The organism is Nocardioides luteus (genome assembly GCF_014648595.1).
In the GTDB taxonomy this organism is placed as follows: Bacteria; Actinomycetota; Actinomycetes; order Propionibacteriales; family Nocardioidaceae; genus Nocardioides; species Nocardioides luteus.
In genome coordinates this window covers 1-16944 of the sequence record NZ_BMRK01000031.1, presented here as the reverse complement: position 1 = coordinate 16944, position 16944 = coordinate 1, and the positions used below count along the sequence as shown (strand labels likewise).

At 70.8% G+C, this 16944-nt stretch carries 15 protein-coding genes and 2 pseudogenes; 5 read left to right on the top strand and 12 right to left on the bottom strand.

Annotated features, from left to right (window positions below; all coding sequences use genetic code 11):
- Positions 1–15: 15 nt before the first annotated feature.
- The 4 genes from IEY81_RS22950 to IEY81_RS22935 are packed head-to-tail and all read right to left on the bottom strand — an operon-like array spanning position 16 to position 3075.
- Positions 16–693: an LrgB family protein gene (locus tag IEY81_RS22950; RefSeq protein ID WP_189120821.1), complete on the bottom strand. Its 678-nt coding sequence runs from the start codon at positions 691–693 to the stop codon at positions 16–18.
- Positions 690–1079: a CidA/LrgA family protein gene (locus IEY81_RS22945; RefSeq protein WP_189120820.1), complete on the bottom strand. Its 390-nt coding sequence runs from the start codon at positions 1077–1079 to the stop codon at positions 690–692. Before IEY81_RS22945 ends, IEY81_RS22950 begins: the two co-directional genes overlap by 4 nt.
- Positions 1076–2014 carry an ROK family protein gene (locus IEY81_RS22940; protein ID WP_189120819.1) on the bottom strand — a complete coding sequence of 313 codons (939 nt, stop codon included), beginning with the start codon at positions 2012–2014 and terminating at the stop codon, positions 1076–1078. The genes IEY81_RS22945 and IEY81_RS22940 overlap by 4 nt, the downstream gene beginning before the upstream one ends.
- Before the next feature lie 32 nt (positions 2015–2046).
- Positions 2047–3075 carry a pirin family protein gene (locus tag IEY81_RS22935; protein WP_189120818.1) on the bottom strand — a complete coding sequence of 343 codons (1029 nt, stop codon included), beginning with the start codon at positions 3073–3075 and terminating at the stop codon, positions 2047–2049.
- Positions 3076–3317: 242 nt separating this feature from the next.
- On the opposite strand from IEY81_RS22935, the gene IEY81_RS22930 reads away from it, so the two are divergent.
- A complete protein-coding gene (locus IEY81_RS22930; protein ID WP_189120817.1) occupies positions 3318–3827 on the top strand; it encodes a type III effector in 510 nt (169 codons plus the stop codon).
- A gap of 294 nt (positions 3828–4121) precedes the next feature.
- On the top strand, positions 4122–4694 hold the full coding sequence (locus IEY81_RS22925) for a type III effector (protein WP_229788103.1): 573 nt from the start codon (positions 4122–4124) through the stop codon (positions 4692–4694).
- A gap of 126 nt (positions 4695–4820) precedes the next feature.
- On the opposite strand, the gene IEY81_RS22920 is transcribed toward IEY81_RS22925, so the two are convergent.
- Positions 4821–5987, bottom strand: coding sequence for a Fic family protein (locus tag IEY81_RS22920; RefSeq protein WP_189120816.1), 1167 nt, complete (start codon positions 5985–5987; stop codon positions 4821–4823).
- Positions 5988–6104: 117 nt separating this feature from the next.
- On the opposite strand from IEY81_RS22920, the gene IEY81_RS22915 reads away from it, so the two are divergent.
- Both IEY81_RS22915 and IEY81_RS22910 read left to right on the top strand, forming a co-directional pair.
- Complete coding sequence (locus tag IEY81_RS22915; protein WP_189120815.1) at positions 6105–7055, top strand: metallophosphoesterase; 951 nt, start codon at positions 6105–6107, stop codon at positions 7053–7055.
- Between the two features lie 95 nt (positions 7056–7150).
- Positions 7151–8404 (top strand): serine hydrolase domain-containing protein, encoded by a 1254-nt coding sequence (locus IEY81_RS22910; RefSeq protein WP_189120814.1) that lies wholly within the window; start codon positions 7151–7153, stop codon positions 8402–8404.
- A 41-nt stretch (positions 8405–8445) separates the two neighbouring features.
- Here the strand turns inward: IEY81_RS22910 and IEY81_RS22905 are convergent, their stop codons facing one another.
- Entirely contained in the window at positions 8446–9081 is a 636-nt protein-coding gene (locus IEY81_RS22905; RefSeq protein WP_189120813.1) for a response regulator, read from the bottom strand.
- Positions 9074–10342, bottom strand: coding sequence for a sensor histidine kinase (locus tag IEY81_RS22900; protein ID WP_189120812.1), 1269 nt, complete (start codon positions 10340–10342; stop codon positions 9074–9076). Before IEY81_RS22900 ends, IEY81_RS22905 begins: the two co-directional genes overlap by 8 nt.
- A gap of 160 nt (positions 10343–10502) precedes the next feature.
- On the opposite strand from IEY81_RS22900, the gene IEY81_RS22895 reads away from it, so the two are divergent.
- Positions 10503–11774 (top strand): ankyrin repeat domain-containing protein, encoded by a 1272-nt coding sequence (locus IEY81_RS22895; RefSeq protein WP_189120811.1) that lies wholly within the window; start codon positions 10503–10505, stop codon positions 11772–11774.
- Between the two features lie 80 nt (positions 11775–11854).
- Here IEY81_RS22895 and IEY81_RS22890 read toward each other — a convergent pair whose 3' ends face one another.
- The 5 genes and pseudogenes from IEY81_RS22890 to IEY81_RS22880 all read right to left on the bottom strand — a co-directional run.
- On the bottom strand, positions 11855–13213 hold the full coding sequence (locus IEY81_RS22890) for a cryptochrome/photolyase family protein (protein WP_189120810.1): 1359 nt from the start codon (positions 13211–13213) through the stop codon (positions 11855–11857).
- Between the two features lie 67 nt (positions 13214–13280).
- Positions 13281–13535: a hypothetical protein gene (locus IEY81_RS24400; RefSeq protein ID WP_229788108.1), complete on the bottom strand. Its 255-nt coding sequence runs from the start codon at positions 13533–13535 to the stop codon at positions 13281–13283.
- A gap of 75 nt (positions 13536–13610) precedes the next feature.
- Positions 13611–14045: pseudogene (locus tag IEY81_RS24395) on the bottom strand (DUF1365 family protein); the annotation flags it as partial.
- An 80-nt stretch (positions 14046–14125) separates the two neighbouring features.
- Positions 14126–14887, bottom strand: a pseudogene (locus tag IEY81_RS24390) (FAD-dependent oxidoreductase); the annotation flags it as partial.
- Positions 14888–15733: 846 nt separating this feature from the next.
- Positions 15734–16944: HNH endonuclease signature motif containing protein (locus IEY81_RS22880; protein WP_189120809.1), on the bottom strand; the 1211-nt coding region annotated here is incomplete at its 5' end.

Sequence of the window (16944 nt, the reverse complement as noted above, 5' to 3'; positions counted from 1 at the left end):
AAGGCGTGGATCAGGTCAGTGGAGGACGTACGCCACGAGCGGGAGCAGGAGACATGTCACAACCGCGGTCAGTCCCATCGCCAGGCCGGAGAACGCACCTTCGACCGGGCTCTCCTCCAGCATCCGGGCGGTGCCGATGCCGTGCGAGACCGCGCCGACCGCGATGCCGCGAGCTCGCCGGTCACGGATCCCCAACAGGTCGAGCACGCGCGGTGCGATCATCGCGCCGACGATGCCGATCACGATCGCGAAGCAGGCCGACAGCTCCGGGTAGCCGCCGAGCCGCTCGGCGAGCGCGATCGTCACGGGCGCGGTGACCGACTTGGTCGCCATCGTCCGCTCCAGCACCTCGCTGCCACCGAGCCAGCGCACCAGCAGGATGCCGCTCACCATCGAGACCACCGCGCCGGCGGTCAGCGCCACCAGCACCGGCACCAGCAGCCCCTTCAGCCGGGCCACCTGGTGATAGAGCGGGATCGCCAGCGCCACGGTCGCCGGGCCGAGCAGGAAGGTGATCAGCGCGGTGGCGTCGGCGTAGTCGTCGTAGCTCGTGCCGCTGACCGTCATCAGGGCACCGACGATCACGATCGCCACCGCGGCGGGCTGGGCGAGCGGTGAGTGGGTCCGCTTGCGCAGCCACCGCCCCAGCTCGTACGCGGCCACCGTCACGAACAGCCACAGGATCGTGCTCACTCGATCTCCTCCCCGGGAGCACCTTCGGTGCCGGCGGACTCGGAGAGGCGACGGAGGAACAGGCTCAGCACCCACCCCACGGTGGCCAGGCCGAGCAGCCAGGAGCCGAGCAGGGCGACGACGATCGGCGCGACCGCGTCGCGGATGAAGGCGAGGTAGACGATGACGCCGACGCCGGCCGGGACGAAGAAGAGCTGCAGGTGGGAGAGGAAGTAGTCACCGACCTGGATGACCGGGTCGCTCTCGCCGTCGCGGCGGCGCACGACCAGCACGATGAAGAGCAGCAGCATCCCCACCACGGGGCCCGGGACGGGGATCCCGGTGAGCTCGGCGATCGCGGTTCCGGCCAGCTGGCATCCGAGAAGCCAGAGCAGGCCGACGATCATTGCGCGTCGGTCAGCGACTCGATGGCCATCGCGGCGCAGCCGACCAGGCCGGAGGAGTCTCCGTGCAGCTGAGCCATGAACGTGAGCTCGCGGGTCGCGATCGGGTTGGCGCGGGCGTAGACGCTCTCCCGCACGCCGGCGGTGTAGAGGTCGAAGGCGCCGGCCATGTCGCCGCCGATGACGACGACCTCCGGGTTGAGCAGGTTGACGGCCGTGGCCACCACCTCACCGAGCTGGCGCCCGCCCTCGCGCAGCAGCCCGCGCGCGACGGCATCGCCGGCGAGCGCGGCGGCGACCAGGTCGCGCACGTGGCCGGCGGGGACACCGGAGTCGGTGAGCCGCTGGGCCAGCGCCCAGCCGGAGGCGACCGTCTCCAGGCAGCCGGTCGAGCCGCAGCGGCAGGGCCGGTCGCCGGCGGCGTCGATGCGGGTGTGGCCGATCTCGCCGGCCGCGCCGAGCGCGCCGGTGACGACCTTGCCGTCGGTGATGATGCCGAGGCCGAGGCCGGTGGAGGCCTTGACGACCAGCGCGTTGCGTACGACGTGGTCGGAGTTGAAGAGCTCCGAGCGGGCCAGCGCGTGCGCGTCGTGGGCGAGGATCAGGGGCGCGTCGGTCAGCGAGGCGAAGTAGGGAGCCAGCTGGACGCCGTCCCAGCCACCCATCGCCGGGGTGTCGATGCTCATCCCGAGATCGGGGTTGACCACACCGGGCAGGCTCATCCCGGTCGCCAGCACCGGCAGGTCGATCGAGGTCACCATCTTGGTCAGCCGCTCGACGATCTCGGGCATCAGCGCCTCGGCGGAGATGCCGACCTCGTGGTCACGGGTGTCACCGGCCAGCTCGCGTCCGGCGAGGTCGAAGACCGCCGCCTGGCTGCGGCTGCGGCCCACGGCCACGGCCAGCACCACCCCGGGCTCTGAGGATTCGTCACTCACGGCTGCAGTCTATGCACGAGCGACGGCCCGCCCTAAGACCGCGAGCGGAGCCTGGCGTTGGGCAGCGGCGGCGCAGGGATCGGCCGCTGATGGTTGCCCTCGACCACGCCGAAACGACCCGCGTCCACGTCTTGGGAGTCCTCGACCAGCTCGCCGCCGCGGACGATCTGGTCCTGCCACTGCTGGCGGTAGCCGACGACCTCGTCGTGGGTGCGCCCGACGAAGTTCCACCACATGATGATCGACTCGCCGAACGGCGGACCGCCGAGCAGGAGCAGCCGCGTCCAGGCCTCGCCGGCCTGCAGGACCATCGTGGTGGCGCCGGGAGGCGCGTACGCCAGCGAGTCCTTCTCCACGGTCGCCGAAGCCGGGCCGGACGCGCCGATGCCGGTCATCGAGACCTCGCCGGTGTCGACCAGCACGCCGTGCTCGAAGCGCTCGTCGACCTGGAGCTCCAGGTGGGCGCCGGGCTCGAGCAGGATCTCGGCGCCCAGGATCTCGGAGCGGGTACGCACCGGCGACGTCTCGCCCAGGAGCGAGCCCAGGAAGACCCGGACCGTGGCACCGTCGCGCTCGACCGGCTCCGGACGGTGGTTCTCGAAGGCCGGCTCGACGTCACGGAACTCGTCGGGCAGAGCGAGCCACAGCTGCGCGCCGTGCAGGACCGTGGTCTCGGGCGTGGAGTTCTCCGAGTGGGAGATCCCACGCCCTGCCGTCATCAGGTTGACCTCGCCGGGCCGCACCATCGCCACGGTGCCGACCGAGTCGCGGTGCTCGATCTCCCCGGTGAACAGCCACGAGACCGTCGCCAGCCCGGTGTGCGGGTGCGGCGGCACATCCATCCCGCCGGAGACGACGACGTCGTCGGGACCGTAGTGGTCCAGGAAGCACCACGCGCCGATCAGCGAGCGGGTGCGGGCGGGCAGGGTGCGGCGTACGTTCATCGCTCGCGGACCACCCAGTGGCACGTCGCGCGGGGCGATGATCTGGATCTCCACGCCTTCGTCCCCGGCCCCCCCGACGCACTCGACTTCGGTGGGATGTGCATCCAGGTTGGTCATGCCCGGAACGCTACTCCTGGTTCCCGCGCGGGCGCGCGGAAGCGAGGACCCAGGGGTCGTCGACCGCTCTTTCCACTGGGTCACGTTTACATCTGATCGGTAACGGTGCTGCCGTGTCGCAGCCACACGCGTCCGGTCGATTTTCCTACGTTCGTAGGGCGGGTGATGACCTGTCGACCCTCATGTGTTGCCGCGTCACCATCCGTGATCACCGAATCGGATCGAACGACGAAAGGTTTGAAATGAGCAAGAAGACAGGGCTGCTCCGCCGCACCGCGGCCGTCGCCGCCTTCTCGGGTGTCGCCTTCGCCATGACCACGGGAACGGCCACGGCTGCTCCGGTCGACACCACCACCACCGCGGTCAGCACCACGACCTCGGACCTCTCCCCCTCCACGCAGAAGGCGTGGGAGGACTTCCTCCTCGGCGGCGCTCTCGTCGGCGGCGGCCTCGCCCAGATGGTGAGCGGCGCCTGGACCGGCGCCCCGGGCCTGCTCATCGCGGGCGCCACCGGCGCCCCGCTGACCCCGGAGCAGGCTGCTGCCTGGGAGAACTGGGACGAGGGTGGCCACAAGGTCGGCCTCGGCGCGGCGATGATCGTCTCCGGCGTCTACGTCGGCGCCCCGGGCTACATCTTCGACAAGATCGCCGGCGGCGCGACCCCGGGCGACCTGTCGCCGAGCGAGCTCGAGGAGATCTCGTTCCTCATCCCGCAGGACAGCCCGGTCCTCGACGGCGTTCCCACCCCGTAGGCCCAGCAGCTGCACCGTCTCCAGGTGGCCCCACGCGCGCAGACCGCGCGCGAACGGGGCCACCTGAGGCCGTTTTACGCAGGTATGACGCCGAACGTTGCACTTTGAAGAGCGTTACTTCTTTACATTTTACTTGTCATTTAGTTGCGTGCGAAACACCCGTGTCGCTGTCAACTATCTCCGTTGACGTACCTAGCATCGAGTCTCGGACGCGAACGTATCGATAGCTTATCGATCCGGGGGTCGTGTCCGTGCGTGATGTTTCAATTCGAATTGATCGATGAAAGGTACGAAATGAACAAGATGACAGGGCTGCTCCGCCGCTCCGCGGCCGTCGCCGCCTTCTCGGGTGTCGCCATCGCGCTGAGCATGGGCTCCGCCTCCGCCGCCCCGCTCACCCACACCGACGACCACAACCGCACCGCGACCGAGTGCGTCGAGGAGAACACCGGCATCGCGACCGACCTGTCCCCCTCGAGCCAGAAGGCGTGGGCCGACTTCATCTGTGGCGCCGGTCAGGTCGCCGGCGGCGCTGCCCGCATGGTCAGCGGCGCCTGGGTCGGCGCTCCGGGCCTCATCCTCGCCGGTGCCACCGGCGGCGAGCTGAGCGACGCTCAGAAGAAGGCCTGGGTCAACTGGGACGGTGGCGCTCACCAGGTCGGCACCGGTGCCGCCATGGTCGTCTCCGGCGTCTACGTCGGCGCCCCGGGCATCGTGATGGACAAGATCATGGGCGGCGCGCTCCCGAGCGAGCTCTCCCCGGCCGAGCTGGACCAGGTCTCCTTCCTCATGAAGAAGGACAACCCGGCCCTCGACGGTGTCGACGTGGACCAGATCCCGAACCCGCTGGCTCCCCTCGGCTTCTGAGGAACCTGAGCATGGCTGAGTGATCACCCCCTACCGAACACTCGGCAACCATCCACAGGTGGCCCTGTCCGTGCATCGCACGGTCAGGGCCACCTGCACGTTCTCCCGCCGCCGGATGCCAGCCCGTCAGTCGTACGCCAGCGGCTCCTCGATCACGTCCATGACCGCCCTGCCCACCCAGTAGTGCCGGCCGCCGCGGCCGGAGCGCCCGGCCGCCTCGATCCACCCGCGTCGCTCGGCGTCCTGGATCAGGTTGCGCGCACCCTGGTTGGTCAGCCCGGTCGCGTCCTGGACGCGCTTCACGGTCAGGTAGGGGTTCGCGAACAGCAGCGTGACCAGCCCGGACAGGTTGGCCCGGGAGGTGGCCGCCTCCTCCAGATAGGCCTCGCGCAGCGCGACCAGCCGCTCCGACCTGGTCGTGGCGTCCTCCGCCGAGCGCCGCACCGCGGTGAGGAAGAACTGCAGCCACTCCTGCATCTCGCCGTCCTCCCGGACGCGCTGCAGCCGCTGGTAGTAGGTCTGCCGGTTGGCCTCGATGTAGCCGGAGAGATAGAGCAGCGGGGTGGTCATCCGCCCCTCCTCCATCAGCATCAGGTTGATCAGCAGCCGGCCGATGCGGCCGTTGCCGTCGAGGAACGGGTGGATGGTCTCGAACTGGTAGTGCATCAGCGCGCACCGCACCAGCGTCGGGCTGAGGTCGGGGACGTTGACGTACTCCTCCCAGTCGGCGATCAGCTCGGGCAGGTCGGACGGGAGCGGCGGGACGTACGCAGCGGTGGTGGGGTTGTCGGTCGGCGACCCGACCCAGACCGGCGTCCGCCGGAACTCGCCGGGGTGGCGCTCCTGGCCGCGTACGCCGGTGAGCAGCGTCTTGTGGAGCTCGAGGACGAGCCGCTGGCTGAGCGGCCAGGTGCGGATGAGCTCGAACCCCTGGCGGGTGGCGGCGAGGTAGGCCTTGACCTCCGCGACGTCCTCGCTGCGGGTCGCCTGCCCGCTGGCCTCGTCCTGGAGGACCTCCTCGAGGGAGGTCTGGGTGCCCTCGATCCGCGAGGAGGCGACGGCCTCCTGGGTCAGGTATGGCCCGATCAGCAGCTCGGGATCCTGGATCAGCGCGCTCACGCCCTGGAGCCGCCCCAGCGCGGCATCGGCGTCGGAGAGCGCCTTCACGGTGAGCGGCTGCAGCGCCAGGTCCCGCGGGATGTGGGCAGGTCGGTAGTACCAGTAGCCCCATTTGTTGCCGGGCTCCCGAGTGGCGGTTCCGAACTGCGGAGCCTGGTATCTCTCCGGATCCATGACCGGCAAACTTACCACTCAACAGCCTGTCGAGTTGGAAGTTGACGGGAACTTCCAAGCGGGCCTTGGGAGTTTCGGGACAACTTCCAAACCCGCCACCGCTCTACGCTGGGGATCGTGCAGTTCGGTCAGTACCCCTCTCCCCGCCACGCGATCGCCCACCTCTCCGATCCCCATCTCTACGCCGGTGACCGGAAGATCTTCGGGAAGGTCGATCCCAACCCCGGCTTCGAGCTCGCGCTGGAGCGCCTGCGCGGGATGGTGACGCCACCGCAGGCCCTCGTCTTCACCGGCGACCTCGCCGACCTGGGCGAGCGCGACGCCTACATCCGCCTGCGGGAGCAGGTCGAGCCGGTCGCCGACGAGCTCGGCGCCGAGATCATCTGGCTGATGGGCAACCACGACGAGCGTGAGATCTACTCCGAGGTGCTCTTCGGCGAGGCCTCGGACGCGCCGCAGGACCGGGTCCACGACATCGACGGCCTGCGGATCATCGCCCTCGACACGACCGTGCCCGGGTGGCACCACGGCGACATCACCCAGCCGCAGCTGGACTGGCTGGCCGAGGTGCTCTCCGAGCCGGCGCCGCACGGCACGCTGCTCGCGATGCACCACCCGCCGGTACCGCTGCCGCTCAACGAGGCCAGCGTGATCATCGAGCTCGACGGCCAGGACCGGCTCGCCCCGGTGCTCGAGGGCACCGACGTACGCGCCATCCTCGCCGGTCACCTGCACTACTCGACCAGCACGACCTTCGCCGGCATCCCCGTCTCGGTCGCCTCCGCCAGCTGCTACACCGCCGCCCCGGCGACCCTCGACCGTTACTCCGCCTCGGTCGACGGCCACCAGGCGATCTCGCTGGTCCACCTCTACGACGAGGGCGCCGGCGGCGTCCCCGGCGCACCGGTCGTGCACACCACCGTCCCGATCGGGAAGGCGCCGGAGGTGGCCGGCTTCCCGTCCTCGGTGCTGGCGAAGCTCACCGAGATGACGCCTGAGGAGCGCCGCCAGCTCTTCTCCAAGAAGGGCAAGGCAGCCCGCGCGGCGCGGCGTCAGCTCCGAGACTGACCGAAGTCGCACCGATCTCCGACTCGAGGCTGATGCGGGTGCACGTCGCGACCCGGAACGATGGTTGCGAAACGTCAACGACGACAGGAGCAGCAATGTCTCGGACCATCGTCCGCACGGGCACCGCAGCGCTCGCCGCGGTCCTCCTCCCCCTCTCGATCATGCCGGCGGCGTACGCCGACCCGGAGCCCGAGCCCGGCGCGACGGCGATGGCGCCGGACCCGATGGCGCTGACCCGGGAGGCGACCGCGATCGCCGAGCGGGCCGCCGCGTCCCACCGCGGTCTCCGCGCCCAGTCGGCCCCGACCGCCGACGACCTCGACGCGGCCGTCGACGCGGTGATCGCCGACGGGGCCGTGGGCGTCACCGCCCGCGTCGAGACGCCCGACCTGGAGTGGTCGGGAGCGGGTGGCGTACGCGAGGCCGGGAAGAAGACGGCGGTCAAGCCCGGCGACCGCTTCGACATCGCCAGCAACACCAAGACGCTGATCTCGACTCTGGTGATGCAGGAGGTCGAGCGCGGCAGCTGGACCCTGGACACGCCCGCCAACGACCTGCTGCCGGGCACGTTCCCGGAGGGCGTGACGATCCAGCACCTGCTCAGCCACACCTCCGGTGCGCCACGCGGACCCGAGGAGCTGATGCTGGACCGCATCGATGACCCGAGCTCGTGGGACCAGACGATCGACGCGCTGCGGGAGTACTACTCCGAGGCCGAGCACCTCGCCGTGATGCGCGAGACCGGCTGGCTCTTCGAGCCGGGCACCGACTTCTCCTACTCCAACTACGGCTACGTCGCCCTCGGCGTCATGCTCGAGAAGGAGACCGGCCAGCGGATCGAGGACCTCGTCCGCAAGCGGGTGCTGAAGCCCGCCGGCATGAAGCAGAGCGACTACCCGACCGATGCCCGCAAGAAGGGGCCGTTCCTGGAGAACGCCGGCTTCTACGAGGACGAGTGGCGGCCGATGACCGGTCTGCACCCGAGCATCTTCCACTCCGCCGGTGCGGCCACGAGCACGACCGAGGACCTCGCCGACCTCAACGAATCCCTCCTCACCGGCAAGCTGGTCAGCCCGGAGACCGTCGAGCAGATGCTGCCGCCGATCGAGGGCAGCGCCGACCCGTCCTACGGCTTCGGGATCTACGCGGTGGAGGACCCGTGCAACCCGGGTGAGCTGCTCTACGGCCACGACGGCGCCCACTTCGGCACCCAGTCGATCAGCTGGGGATCGCCGGACGGCACCCGGCAGATCACTCTGGGCTGGAGCGGCCGGGACTACTCCGGGAACACCGAGCCCATCTTCGACATCGGGGTGCTCCTCGAGCCGATGCTGCTCGCGACCTGCTGACCCTCCCTCGGCGTGATCGCCGCGGCGCCGCCGCCCGGAGGTCAGGGTCGCAGGATGCGACGCTCGATCGCCGTGGCGACGGCGCCGGCCCGCGTGTCGACACCGAGCTTGGTGTAGATGTGCGAGAGGTGGGACTTGACCGTCGCCTCGCTGACCAGGAGCTCGCGGGCCATCTCCTTGTTGCCGAGGCCCTTGGCGAGCAGGCGCAGAATCTCGACCTCGCGCGGGCTCACCTTCGGCGCCGGTGACGCGGCCCGCTGCAGCAGCCGGGAGGCGACCGAGGGTGCGAGCACGGTCTCCCCGCGGGCAGTGCCGCGGATGGCTCGGAAGAGCTCCTCGGGCGGGGCGTCCTTCAGCAGATAGCCCGCCGCCCCGGCGTCGACGGCCTCGAGCACGTCGGCCTCGGTGTCGTAGGTGGTCAGCACCAGCACCTGCGGCGGCGACGGCATCGCGCGCACCAGCCGTGTCGTCTCCGCACCGCCCGGTCCCTCGCCGAGGCTGAGGTCCATCAGCACCACGTCGGGCCGCGTCTCCTCGACGACCGCGAGCGCCCGGGCCGAGTCGGCCGCCTCGCCGACGACGTCGAGGTCGCCCTGGGCGTCGACCAGGGCGCGTACGCCGGCCCGGACGACCGGATGGTCGTCGACCAGCACCACTCGGATGTGTTGCTCAGCCACGTCGCTCCCCTTGTAGCGGTGTCTGTTGGGTGGTCGTCTGCTGGGCGGCCTCGAACGAGACCGCGACCACGGTCCCCTCGCCGGGCGCGCTCTCGACGGCCAGGTCGCCGCCCAGGAGGCGGGCACGGGCCCGCATCCCGGCCAGCCCACGGCCGCGGAGCCCGTCGGCGTCGTCGCTGATCGCAGCGGGGTCGAAGCCGGCCCCGTCGTCGCGTACGTCGAGGGCGACGGCAGCCTCGTGGAAGGTGAGGGAGACGACCGCCGTGGCGGCGTCGGCGTGCTCGGCGACGTTGGCGAGGGCGCCGCGCAGAGTGCGTACGACGGCGGTGGCGACCCGGCCGCCGACCTCGTGCGGGTCGCCGTGAACGTGGACCGGGACGGTGAGTCCGGTGGTGGCCGCGACGTCGTCGGCGACCTGGCGCACGGCGGTGACCAGCGCGGAGCCGCCGGTCAGCTCGGTCGGTGCGAGGTCGCGTACGACCCGGCGCGCCTCGTCGAGCGACGTGCGGGCCATGGTGGCGGCCTGGTCGACATGGCCGCGGGCGTCGGCGGGACGCGACTCCCACTCCTGGTCGGCAGCCTGGAGCAGCAGGTTGATGCTGGTCAGCCCTTGGGCGACGCTGTCGTGGATCTCCCGGCTCAGCCGGGCACGCTCGGCGACGACCCCGGCCCGGCGCTCCGCGTCGGCAACCTCGTCCTGGGCGGCCTCGAGGTCGGCGAGGAGGGCGCGGCGGGTCACCGCGTCACGCTCGAGGGCTCGGTAGGCGGTCACCGCTAGCACCGCGACGCAGACCGGTCCGAGCAGCACGGTCGGGTCGGCGGCCCCGGTCATCCGGCTCCAGGCGACCGCGACGACCGCGACCAGAAAGACGGTCGCGGCCACCGCCCACCGGAACGGCAGCACCCGAAGCGCCACGAAGACCAGCGGCACCGCGGCCCAGGAGAACGACGGCGCGATCAGCGCCAGCACCGTCCAGCAGGTGATCACCGCGACCAGCCAGGCGATCGCGGCCGTGCCGGTGAGACGGCGGCCGGCTGCGTACGCGACCAGGAGAAGGGCGGCGCCGGGAAGCACCACCGCGGCCTGGTCGCCGAGGCCGTGGCCCTGCAGGTAGCGCGCGACGGAGGCGACGACGAGCACCACCAGTGAGATGTGCAGCCAGCGGTCCAGCAGCGTCTGGCCGGCCAGTATCCCACCGGCGGGCCCGGGTTTCGGCGCTGGATTCGGCGCTGCGTTCGTCGCTGCCGCTGTGTCGGTCATGGTGGTCCCAGGCTAGGCCGGGCTGCGGCGCGGCGGCATCATCCGATCGGCTATCCGGGGTGTCGCCGGACGGCTATCGACGCGTCGCCGGTCGCCCGATGTCCGGGCCCGGTCTCCCGGCGATGGTTGAGACATCAGCTCGACCGACCCGAGGAGAAGCATGCACACGTCCCGACTGCGGTGGACCGGACCGGTGGCGACCGCCAGCTTGGCGCTGCTGCTGGCAGGATGCGGGGAGACTCCGACCGGGACCGCTCCGAGCGATCGTTCGGCCTCTCCCGCCGCCTCCGCGCCGGTCGAGACGCCGACAGCCAACACCCCCGATCCCGAGGAGCAGAAGCGGATGAACGAGCAGCTGATCAAGGCCGCCTGGGACAACGACCTCGCGCGTGCCCGGGAGCTGGTGCTGGCCGGCGCCGACGTGAACTACGCCGACGAGACCCAGCAGAGCGCCTACCTCATCGCTGCCAGCGAGGGGTACGTCGAGCTGCTCGACCTGACTCTGCGCCACGGCGCGCGGATCGACGCCAAGGACTCCTACGACGGCACCGCCCTCATCCGCGCCGCCGAGCGCGGCCACGCGGACATCGTCGGCCGGCTGGTGCAGGCCGGCATCGCTCTGGACCACGTCAACAACCTGGGCTGGACCGCGCTGCACGAGGCGATAGTCCTGGGCGACGACGGCCCGGACGCGGCCGACACGGTGCGGGTGCTCGTCGCCGCCGGTGTCGATCTGTCGATCGAGGCGGGACGCGACGGCAGGACCGCTCTCCAGCACGCCGAGGAGCGAGGGTTCGAGGCGATCGTGTCGACGCTGCGCGCTGCTGAGGCCGAGGTCGGCGACGCGGACCGCCGGCTCCTGCGGGCCGCGTCCGCGGGTGAGACCGACGCCGCCGCGGCAGCCCTCCGCGCCGGCGCCGACCTGGAGGCGCGCGACGGCAACCGGCGTACGCCGCTCCTGCTCGCCGTCACCGACGACCGTCTCGAGACGGCCCGCCTGCTCGTCCATCTGGGCGCCGACCCGGACGCCCTCGACGGCCGGCACGACACCCCGTGGCTGGTCACCGGGGTCACCGGCAGCGTCCCGATGGCCGAGCTGCTGCTCACCGTCGACCCGGACCTGACCGTGCGCAACCGCTACGGCGGCCTCTCGATCATCCCCGCCAGCGAGCGCGGGCACGCGGAGTACGTGGAGCGGGTCGCTCGCACCCAGATCGACGTCAACCACGTCAATGACCTGGGCTGGACCGCCCTCCTCGAGGCGGTGATCCTCGGCGAGGGGTCCGAGCGCTGGCAGCGCGTCGTCCGCGCTCTGCTCGCCCACGGTGCCGACGCCGACATCGCCGACCGCGACGGCGTGACCCCCCTCCAGCACGCCCGCAACCGCAGCTTCACCGAGGTCGCCCGGATCATCGAGCAGCACGGCGGCTGACCTCGGGGGTCTCGACAAGCTCGACCACCGAGGACGACCCGGTCACCGGAGGTCGAGCTTGTCGAGACCCCGCCCCGAGGTCAGCGGTCGCGGAGGGCGTAGTAGGCCTCGAGGGTCGTGGCACGCGCTTCGGCGTGGTCGACGATGGGCTCGGGGTATCCCTCGGGGAGGCCGTCGGGGGCGGTCCAGGGCTCGTGGATCGCCTTGCCGCTCAGGTCGCGGAGCTCCGGGATCCAGCGGCGGATGTAGGTGCCGTCGGGGTCGAACTTGCGGGCCTGGGTGGTCGGGTTGAAGACCCGGAAGTAGGGGGCCGCGTCGGTGCCGCTGCCGGCGGCCCACTGCCAGCCGTGCTGGTTGCTGGCCAGGTCGCCGTCGATCAGGTGGCGCATGAAGTGCCGGGCGCCGTGGGTCCACTCGACACCGAGGTCCTTGACCAGGAACGAGGCGACCAGCATCCGCACCCGGTTGTGCATCCACCCCTCCGCCAGCAGCTGGCGCATGCCGGCGTCGACCAGCGGAAAGCCGGTGCGGCCCTCGCGCCAGGCGTCGAGGTGCTCGAGCAGGGCATCGCCGGTGACGTACGGCAGGCCGCGGAGCTCGGGCCGGGCGTACTCCCGCGCGGTCTCCGGACGGTGGTGGAGGACGTCGGCGTAGAAGTCCCGGAAGGCGAGCTCGCGCTGGAACGGCTCGGCCCCTTCGTGACCGGCCAGGTCGGCCAGGACGGTGCGCGGATGGAGCGCACCGACCTTGAGGTAAGGCGAGATCCGAGAGGTGGCGTCGAGGTCCGGGCGGTCACGCGCGGTGGCGTAGTCGGCGACCCGGTCGAGCGCGTCCGCCCAGTGGCGGCGCGCGGCGGCCTCCCCCGGCTCGAGGCGTACGCCTTCGGGCAGCTCCACCTCCGGCAGCTCCTCGCTCGGGGCGGATGCCCAGGACACCTTCTTCGGGTCGCTCTCGGCGGGGTCGCGCCAGCCGTGGGCGACCCACGCCCGGTAGTAGGGCGAGAAGACCTGGTAGGCGGTGCCGTCTCCGGTCGCCAGGCGGCCGGGCGTCACTGCGTAAGGCGACCCGGTCTCGATCAGCGGCACGTCGCCGAGCGCCGACCGGACTCGGTCGTCGCGTTCGCGACCATAGGGGCCGTGGTCGGAGCTGATGTGCACCTCGCTCGCGCCGGTCTCCTCGACCAGCTCGGGCAGCACCTTCGCGGGATCGCCGTGACGAACGACCAGGGTGACGCCGTGCTCGGCCAGGTCGTCGGCGAGCGCCTTGACCGAGGCCATCACCCAGGCGACCCGGTTGGGACCTGCCGGCGAGATCAGCCGCTCGTCGAGCACGTAGAGCGGGATCACCTCGGCGCCGTCCGCCGCAGCGGCCAGCAGCGCCGGGTGGTCGAGCAGTCTCAGGTCCCGTCGGAACCAGAGCACGCGCCTCTCGTCCGTCATCGGTTCACCTCCGCGTCGAGTCGTGGCCGTCCCACAAGTCCACCACGCCACCCCTGACGAGGCTCGCTCATCCGAGCACTCCGCGCGGCGCACCGACCTGGCCGCGCAGGGGCCGATAACGGAGAGGAAGCCGGCGGATCGCCAGCGCGATCCGTTGCGCCTGGACCAGGCCCGCGCCGATCAGCGCCGCCGGGGCCGCGCGCAGCAGCATCCGGAGCCGCGGTGCGGTCGCGATCCGGTGGCCGCGTACGGACGCGACGTGCGCGCCCGCCTCGGTCTGCAGCCGAACCGTCAGCGTGAGCCGACCGTCGGGCGGCGGCACATTGAGATCGCCGGGGCGGACGAGGTGGGCGCGTCGGGCGCCGTAGGGGTTGAGCACCTCGACGACGGTGGCCAGCGGCTCCCCCGACCGCGAGGTGCACCAGTAGACGCTGATCGGGCTGAAGCAGAAGCCGAGCGCACGAGGCTGGGTCGCCAGCAGTACGCGGGCGTCGCCGAAAGCGATTCCGTGGCCGGCGCGAGGAAGGCGTCGAGGTTCTCCCGGATCGCGCGTCTCGGGTCGCCGAGACGGTCCCGCGCCTCGAAGCGGCCGAGGAGTCCGTGGTCGGGCAGCCGACCCAGGTCGACCACCTGCCAGTGAGCAGGATGCGTGAACCTGCTCACTGGCAGATGCGCTCGGCGGGCGTGACCGATCGTGGTTCGGTACACGCCGGTCACGGGGGCCTCCTCGGACTCGGCGGGAGGCGTCGACGGCGGACCCAGTGGCTGCGCGGATGCGGAGTCCGCCTCGTCGGCGGGTGGCAGGCCGGCGTCGGTGCCGAGGATCTGCCACTGGGTGGCGTCGGAGTCGCCGAGCATGGCCAGTGACTGTGCGGGGTGGGTGGCCAGCACGACCGCGTCGAAGAGCTCGACGTGGCCGCTGCCGTCGGTGATCTCGGTGCCGGCGGCCGTCTCGACGATGTCGACCACCCTCGTCGAGGTCCGCACTCGGCCACCACGCTCGCGAATCGTCGCAGCGACCCGGTCGACGTACGTCACCGATCCGCCGGAGACCGTGCGCCAGCGCGGCGACCCGACCGCATCCAGCACACCGAGATGGTCGAAGAACTCGAAGAGGTGGCGGACCGGGAGGTCCAGCGCCATGGCCAGGTCGCACGACCACACCGCGGCGACCAGCGGCGCCAGATAGTGGTCGCGGAAGTGCGGAGTGAAGCCGTGCTCGTCCAGGAAGGAGTCCAGGGTGCGGTGGTCAGGCTCGGCCGCGATGATCAGCGCCCGCGCGAGGCGCTGGAACCGCACCACCTCGGCGAGCATCCGCAGGTGAGCCCGCCGCGCGGCACGACGGTCGGGCAGCAGACCGTGGATCCCGCGCACCGCGGCGTACTCGGCGTCCTTCTCCGAGCGAACCGACATCGACGTCCCAGCGGTCTGCGGCTGCACCCCGAGCTCGTCGAGGAGGCGCTGCAGCATCGGATGCGTACGCCGGTCGTGCACGAATCCGGTGTCGACGGCCGTGGCGAGGTGCGGTGTGCCGGCCAGGCCACCGAGCCGGTCGTCGCCCTCGAACAGGGTGACCTCGCTGTGGCGAGAGGCGACGTACGCAGCCGTCAGTCCGGCGATGCCGCTGCCCACCACCGCGATCCGGCGGGGCTGGTGGTCGGGGCTGCTGCTCATTCCGGGGCTCCTCGATATCGACGTGGGGGTAGGCGCGAGCGCGCGCCGTCACCTTGTCTTCGGGGTCGAGGGGCTATCGGATTTCGTTCAGTTTCAACTTTTTTTCGCTGGAGGGGTCTCGGTGGTCGAGCTTGTCGAGACCACCCTGCGTGCGGACATCGGTCAGCGACTGTGTTCTTCGTTCCCAGGTTCGCCGCCGACCCGATCTCCCAGTGTTTCTCGATCACGCGCCGCGTCAAGGACGCCCTTCGGGCGCCGCTTGCGCAGTGGCCTCCGGCCATCCTTGACCCGGCACCCGATCGAGAAAGATTCCGCCAGTATCGGTGCGGCGGCGAGGGGTGTGGCGCGGGCTCATGTGATTTCGAGAGCCGGCGGCGACCTCGGGCGGGGAACCCCTCGCCCCCGCTGGTCGAGCCGCCGGAGCCCCTGGGCGAAGGCGTGTCGAGACCAACACAGTCCGTGCCGAGGACGATCGCCCTGAGCCCGGACGCGGAGGTCGAGCCTGTCGAGACCCAAGTCCCCGGAGGTCGAGCTTGTCGATACCCTTCGCAGACACACCAACACCGGTGGTCGAGCTTGTCGAGACCACCTCTTTGCAGGACCAGGCCGGTGCCAGGAAACAGGCTCAGGCTGGGGCCGGCGTCGCGCAAGAGGGAGGGGGCTCGACCCGGCCGACGTCGCCGAGATCGGCACCACCGGTGGTCGAGCTTGTCGAGACCCGGCGTCCCGGAGGTCGAGCTCGTCGAGACCACCCTCCGCGAAAGATCAGCCCGGGGGCCCACAACAGACCGGCGGCCGACGTTGCTCGAAGAGGGGTCTCGACAAGCTCGACCTCCGGGGTGAGGGTCAGGGCGTGAGGGCGCGTCGGTTGAACCGGATCTGCCCGTTGGGCAGCCGTTCGTGGTCGTAGTGCGGATCGTGGATCCGCCGGTGGTCACTCGGACACAGCAGGACCATGTCGGCAAGGTTGGTCTTGCCACCTTCGGACCAGGGTTTCAGATGGTGGGCTTCGGTCCAGGCTGCTGGTGCGTCGCAGTCCTCTGCCTGACAGCACTTGTCTCGGAGCCGGAGTGCGCGGTGTTGGATCGGATGCGCCAGGCGGGCGGTGCGGCCGAGGTCGAGGATCTCCGAGTCCGTGCCCAACACGACGGGGACGAGGTCGGCGTTGCACGCCATCCTTCTGGCCTCGGCGGCGGTGATCTTCTCACCGTCGAAGCCGAGGGAGGCGGTGGCGAGGTCTTTGCGGAGCTCGTCCAGGCTCATGGTCACGAAGACTGTGGTCGCGTGGCCACCATGACGCGGCAGGTTCTCTACGTCGTAGGTCTCGATGACCCGCGCGAACGCCTGACCCAGCAACCGGTCATAGGGGGCTTTGCGGCCCTTCTCCTCCGCGGACCACTTCCGCGGCTGTGCCAGCGAGTCCAGCATGGTGCGTAGCCGCAGCCCGACGGCGCGAGAGACCCGGGCGTGGATGTCTACCGTGCCGTCGCCGTTGTCGCGGGACTGGAAGAACGTGCGTCGTTGGGCGTGCTCTTCTTCCCGCTGTAGTGCTTTGGCTTCAGCGGCTTCGAACCGGTCGGGGTCGACCATCATCAGGATCCGCTTGCCGGCGACCTTCAACTCATTCGCGGTCCACCAGGTGGCGTGCTCGACCAGCAGCTTCTCGGCCAGGAGGAGGTCTTCGGTGCTGGCGGCCGGGTCGGTCTCGATCTGGTCAAGGGCTTTGGTGATCACCCGAGCCTTGTCCTGCGACAACACACCTTCGGCCAGACCCGCAGCGACCAGCTCGTACTTGGCGAGACTCTCGGCGAGGTTCACCTGCGATCGGGCGACGCCCTTGTCAACGAGGAGCTCGGTGCGCATCCACCCGGAGACGTCCTTGGCGCCGGTCTCTTCAGCGATGTCCCCCGAGGCGGCGAGCAGCCGGAGTTTCACCGCGGCCTGTTTGGCTTGGATCTTCTCGAGTCGCGAGAGCGCGTCCTTCTTCTGACTGGTCTGCCAGTAAGCCGGGTCGCGGGTGAGGAGGTCGTCGAGGGAGGCTTCGATGGCGCTCAGGT

Bases quoted from the DNA above. Each gene is read 5' to 3' on its own strand.
- IEY81_RS22945 (WP_189120820.1), bottom strand. From the start codon at position 1,079: ATGATCGTCGGCCTGCTCTGGCTTCTCGGATGCCAGCTGGCCGGAACC.
- IEY81_RS22935 (WP_189120818.1), bottom strand. From the start codon at position 3,075: ATGACCAACCTGGATGCACATCCCACCGAAGTCGAGTGCGTCGGGGGG.
- IEY81_RS22930 (WP_189120817.1), top strand. From the start codon at position 3,318: ATGAGCAAGAAGACAGGGCTGCTCCGCCGCACCGCGGCCGTCGCCGCC.
- IEY81_RS22925 (WP_229788103.1), top strand. From the start codon at position 4,122: ATGAACAAGATGACAGGGCTGCTCCGCCGCTCCGCGGCCGTCGCCGCC.
- IEY81_RS22920 (WP_189120816.1), bottom strand. From the start codon at position 5,987: ATGGATCCGGAGAGATACCAGGCTCCGCAGTTCGGAACCGCCACTCGG.
- IEY81_RS22910 (WP_189120814.1), top strand. From the start codon at position 7,151: ATGTCTCGGACCATCGTCCGCACGGGCACCGCAGCGCTCGCCGCGGTC.
- IEY81_RS22900 (WP_189120812.1), bottom strand. From the start codon at position 10,342: ATGACCGACACAGCGGCAGCGACGAACGCAGCGCCGAATCCAGCGCCG.
- IEY81_RS22895 (WP_189120811.1), top strand. From the start codon at position 10,503: ATGCACACGTCCCGACTGCGGTGGACCGGACCGGTGGCGACCGCCAGC.
- IEY81_RS22890 (WP_189120810.1), bottom strand. From the start codon at position 13,213: ATGACGGACGAGAGGCGCGTGCTCTGGTTCCGACGGGACCTGAGACTG.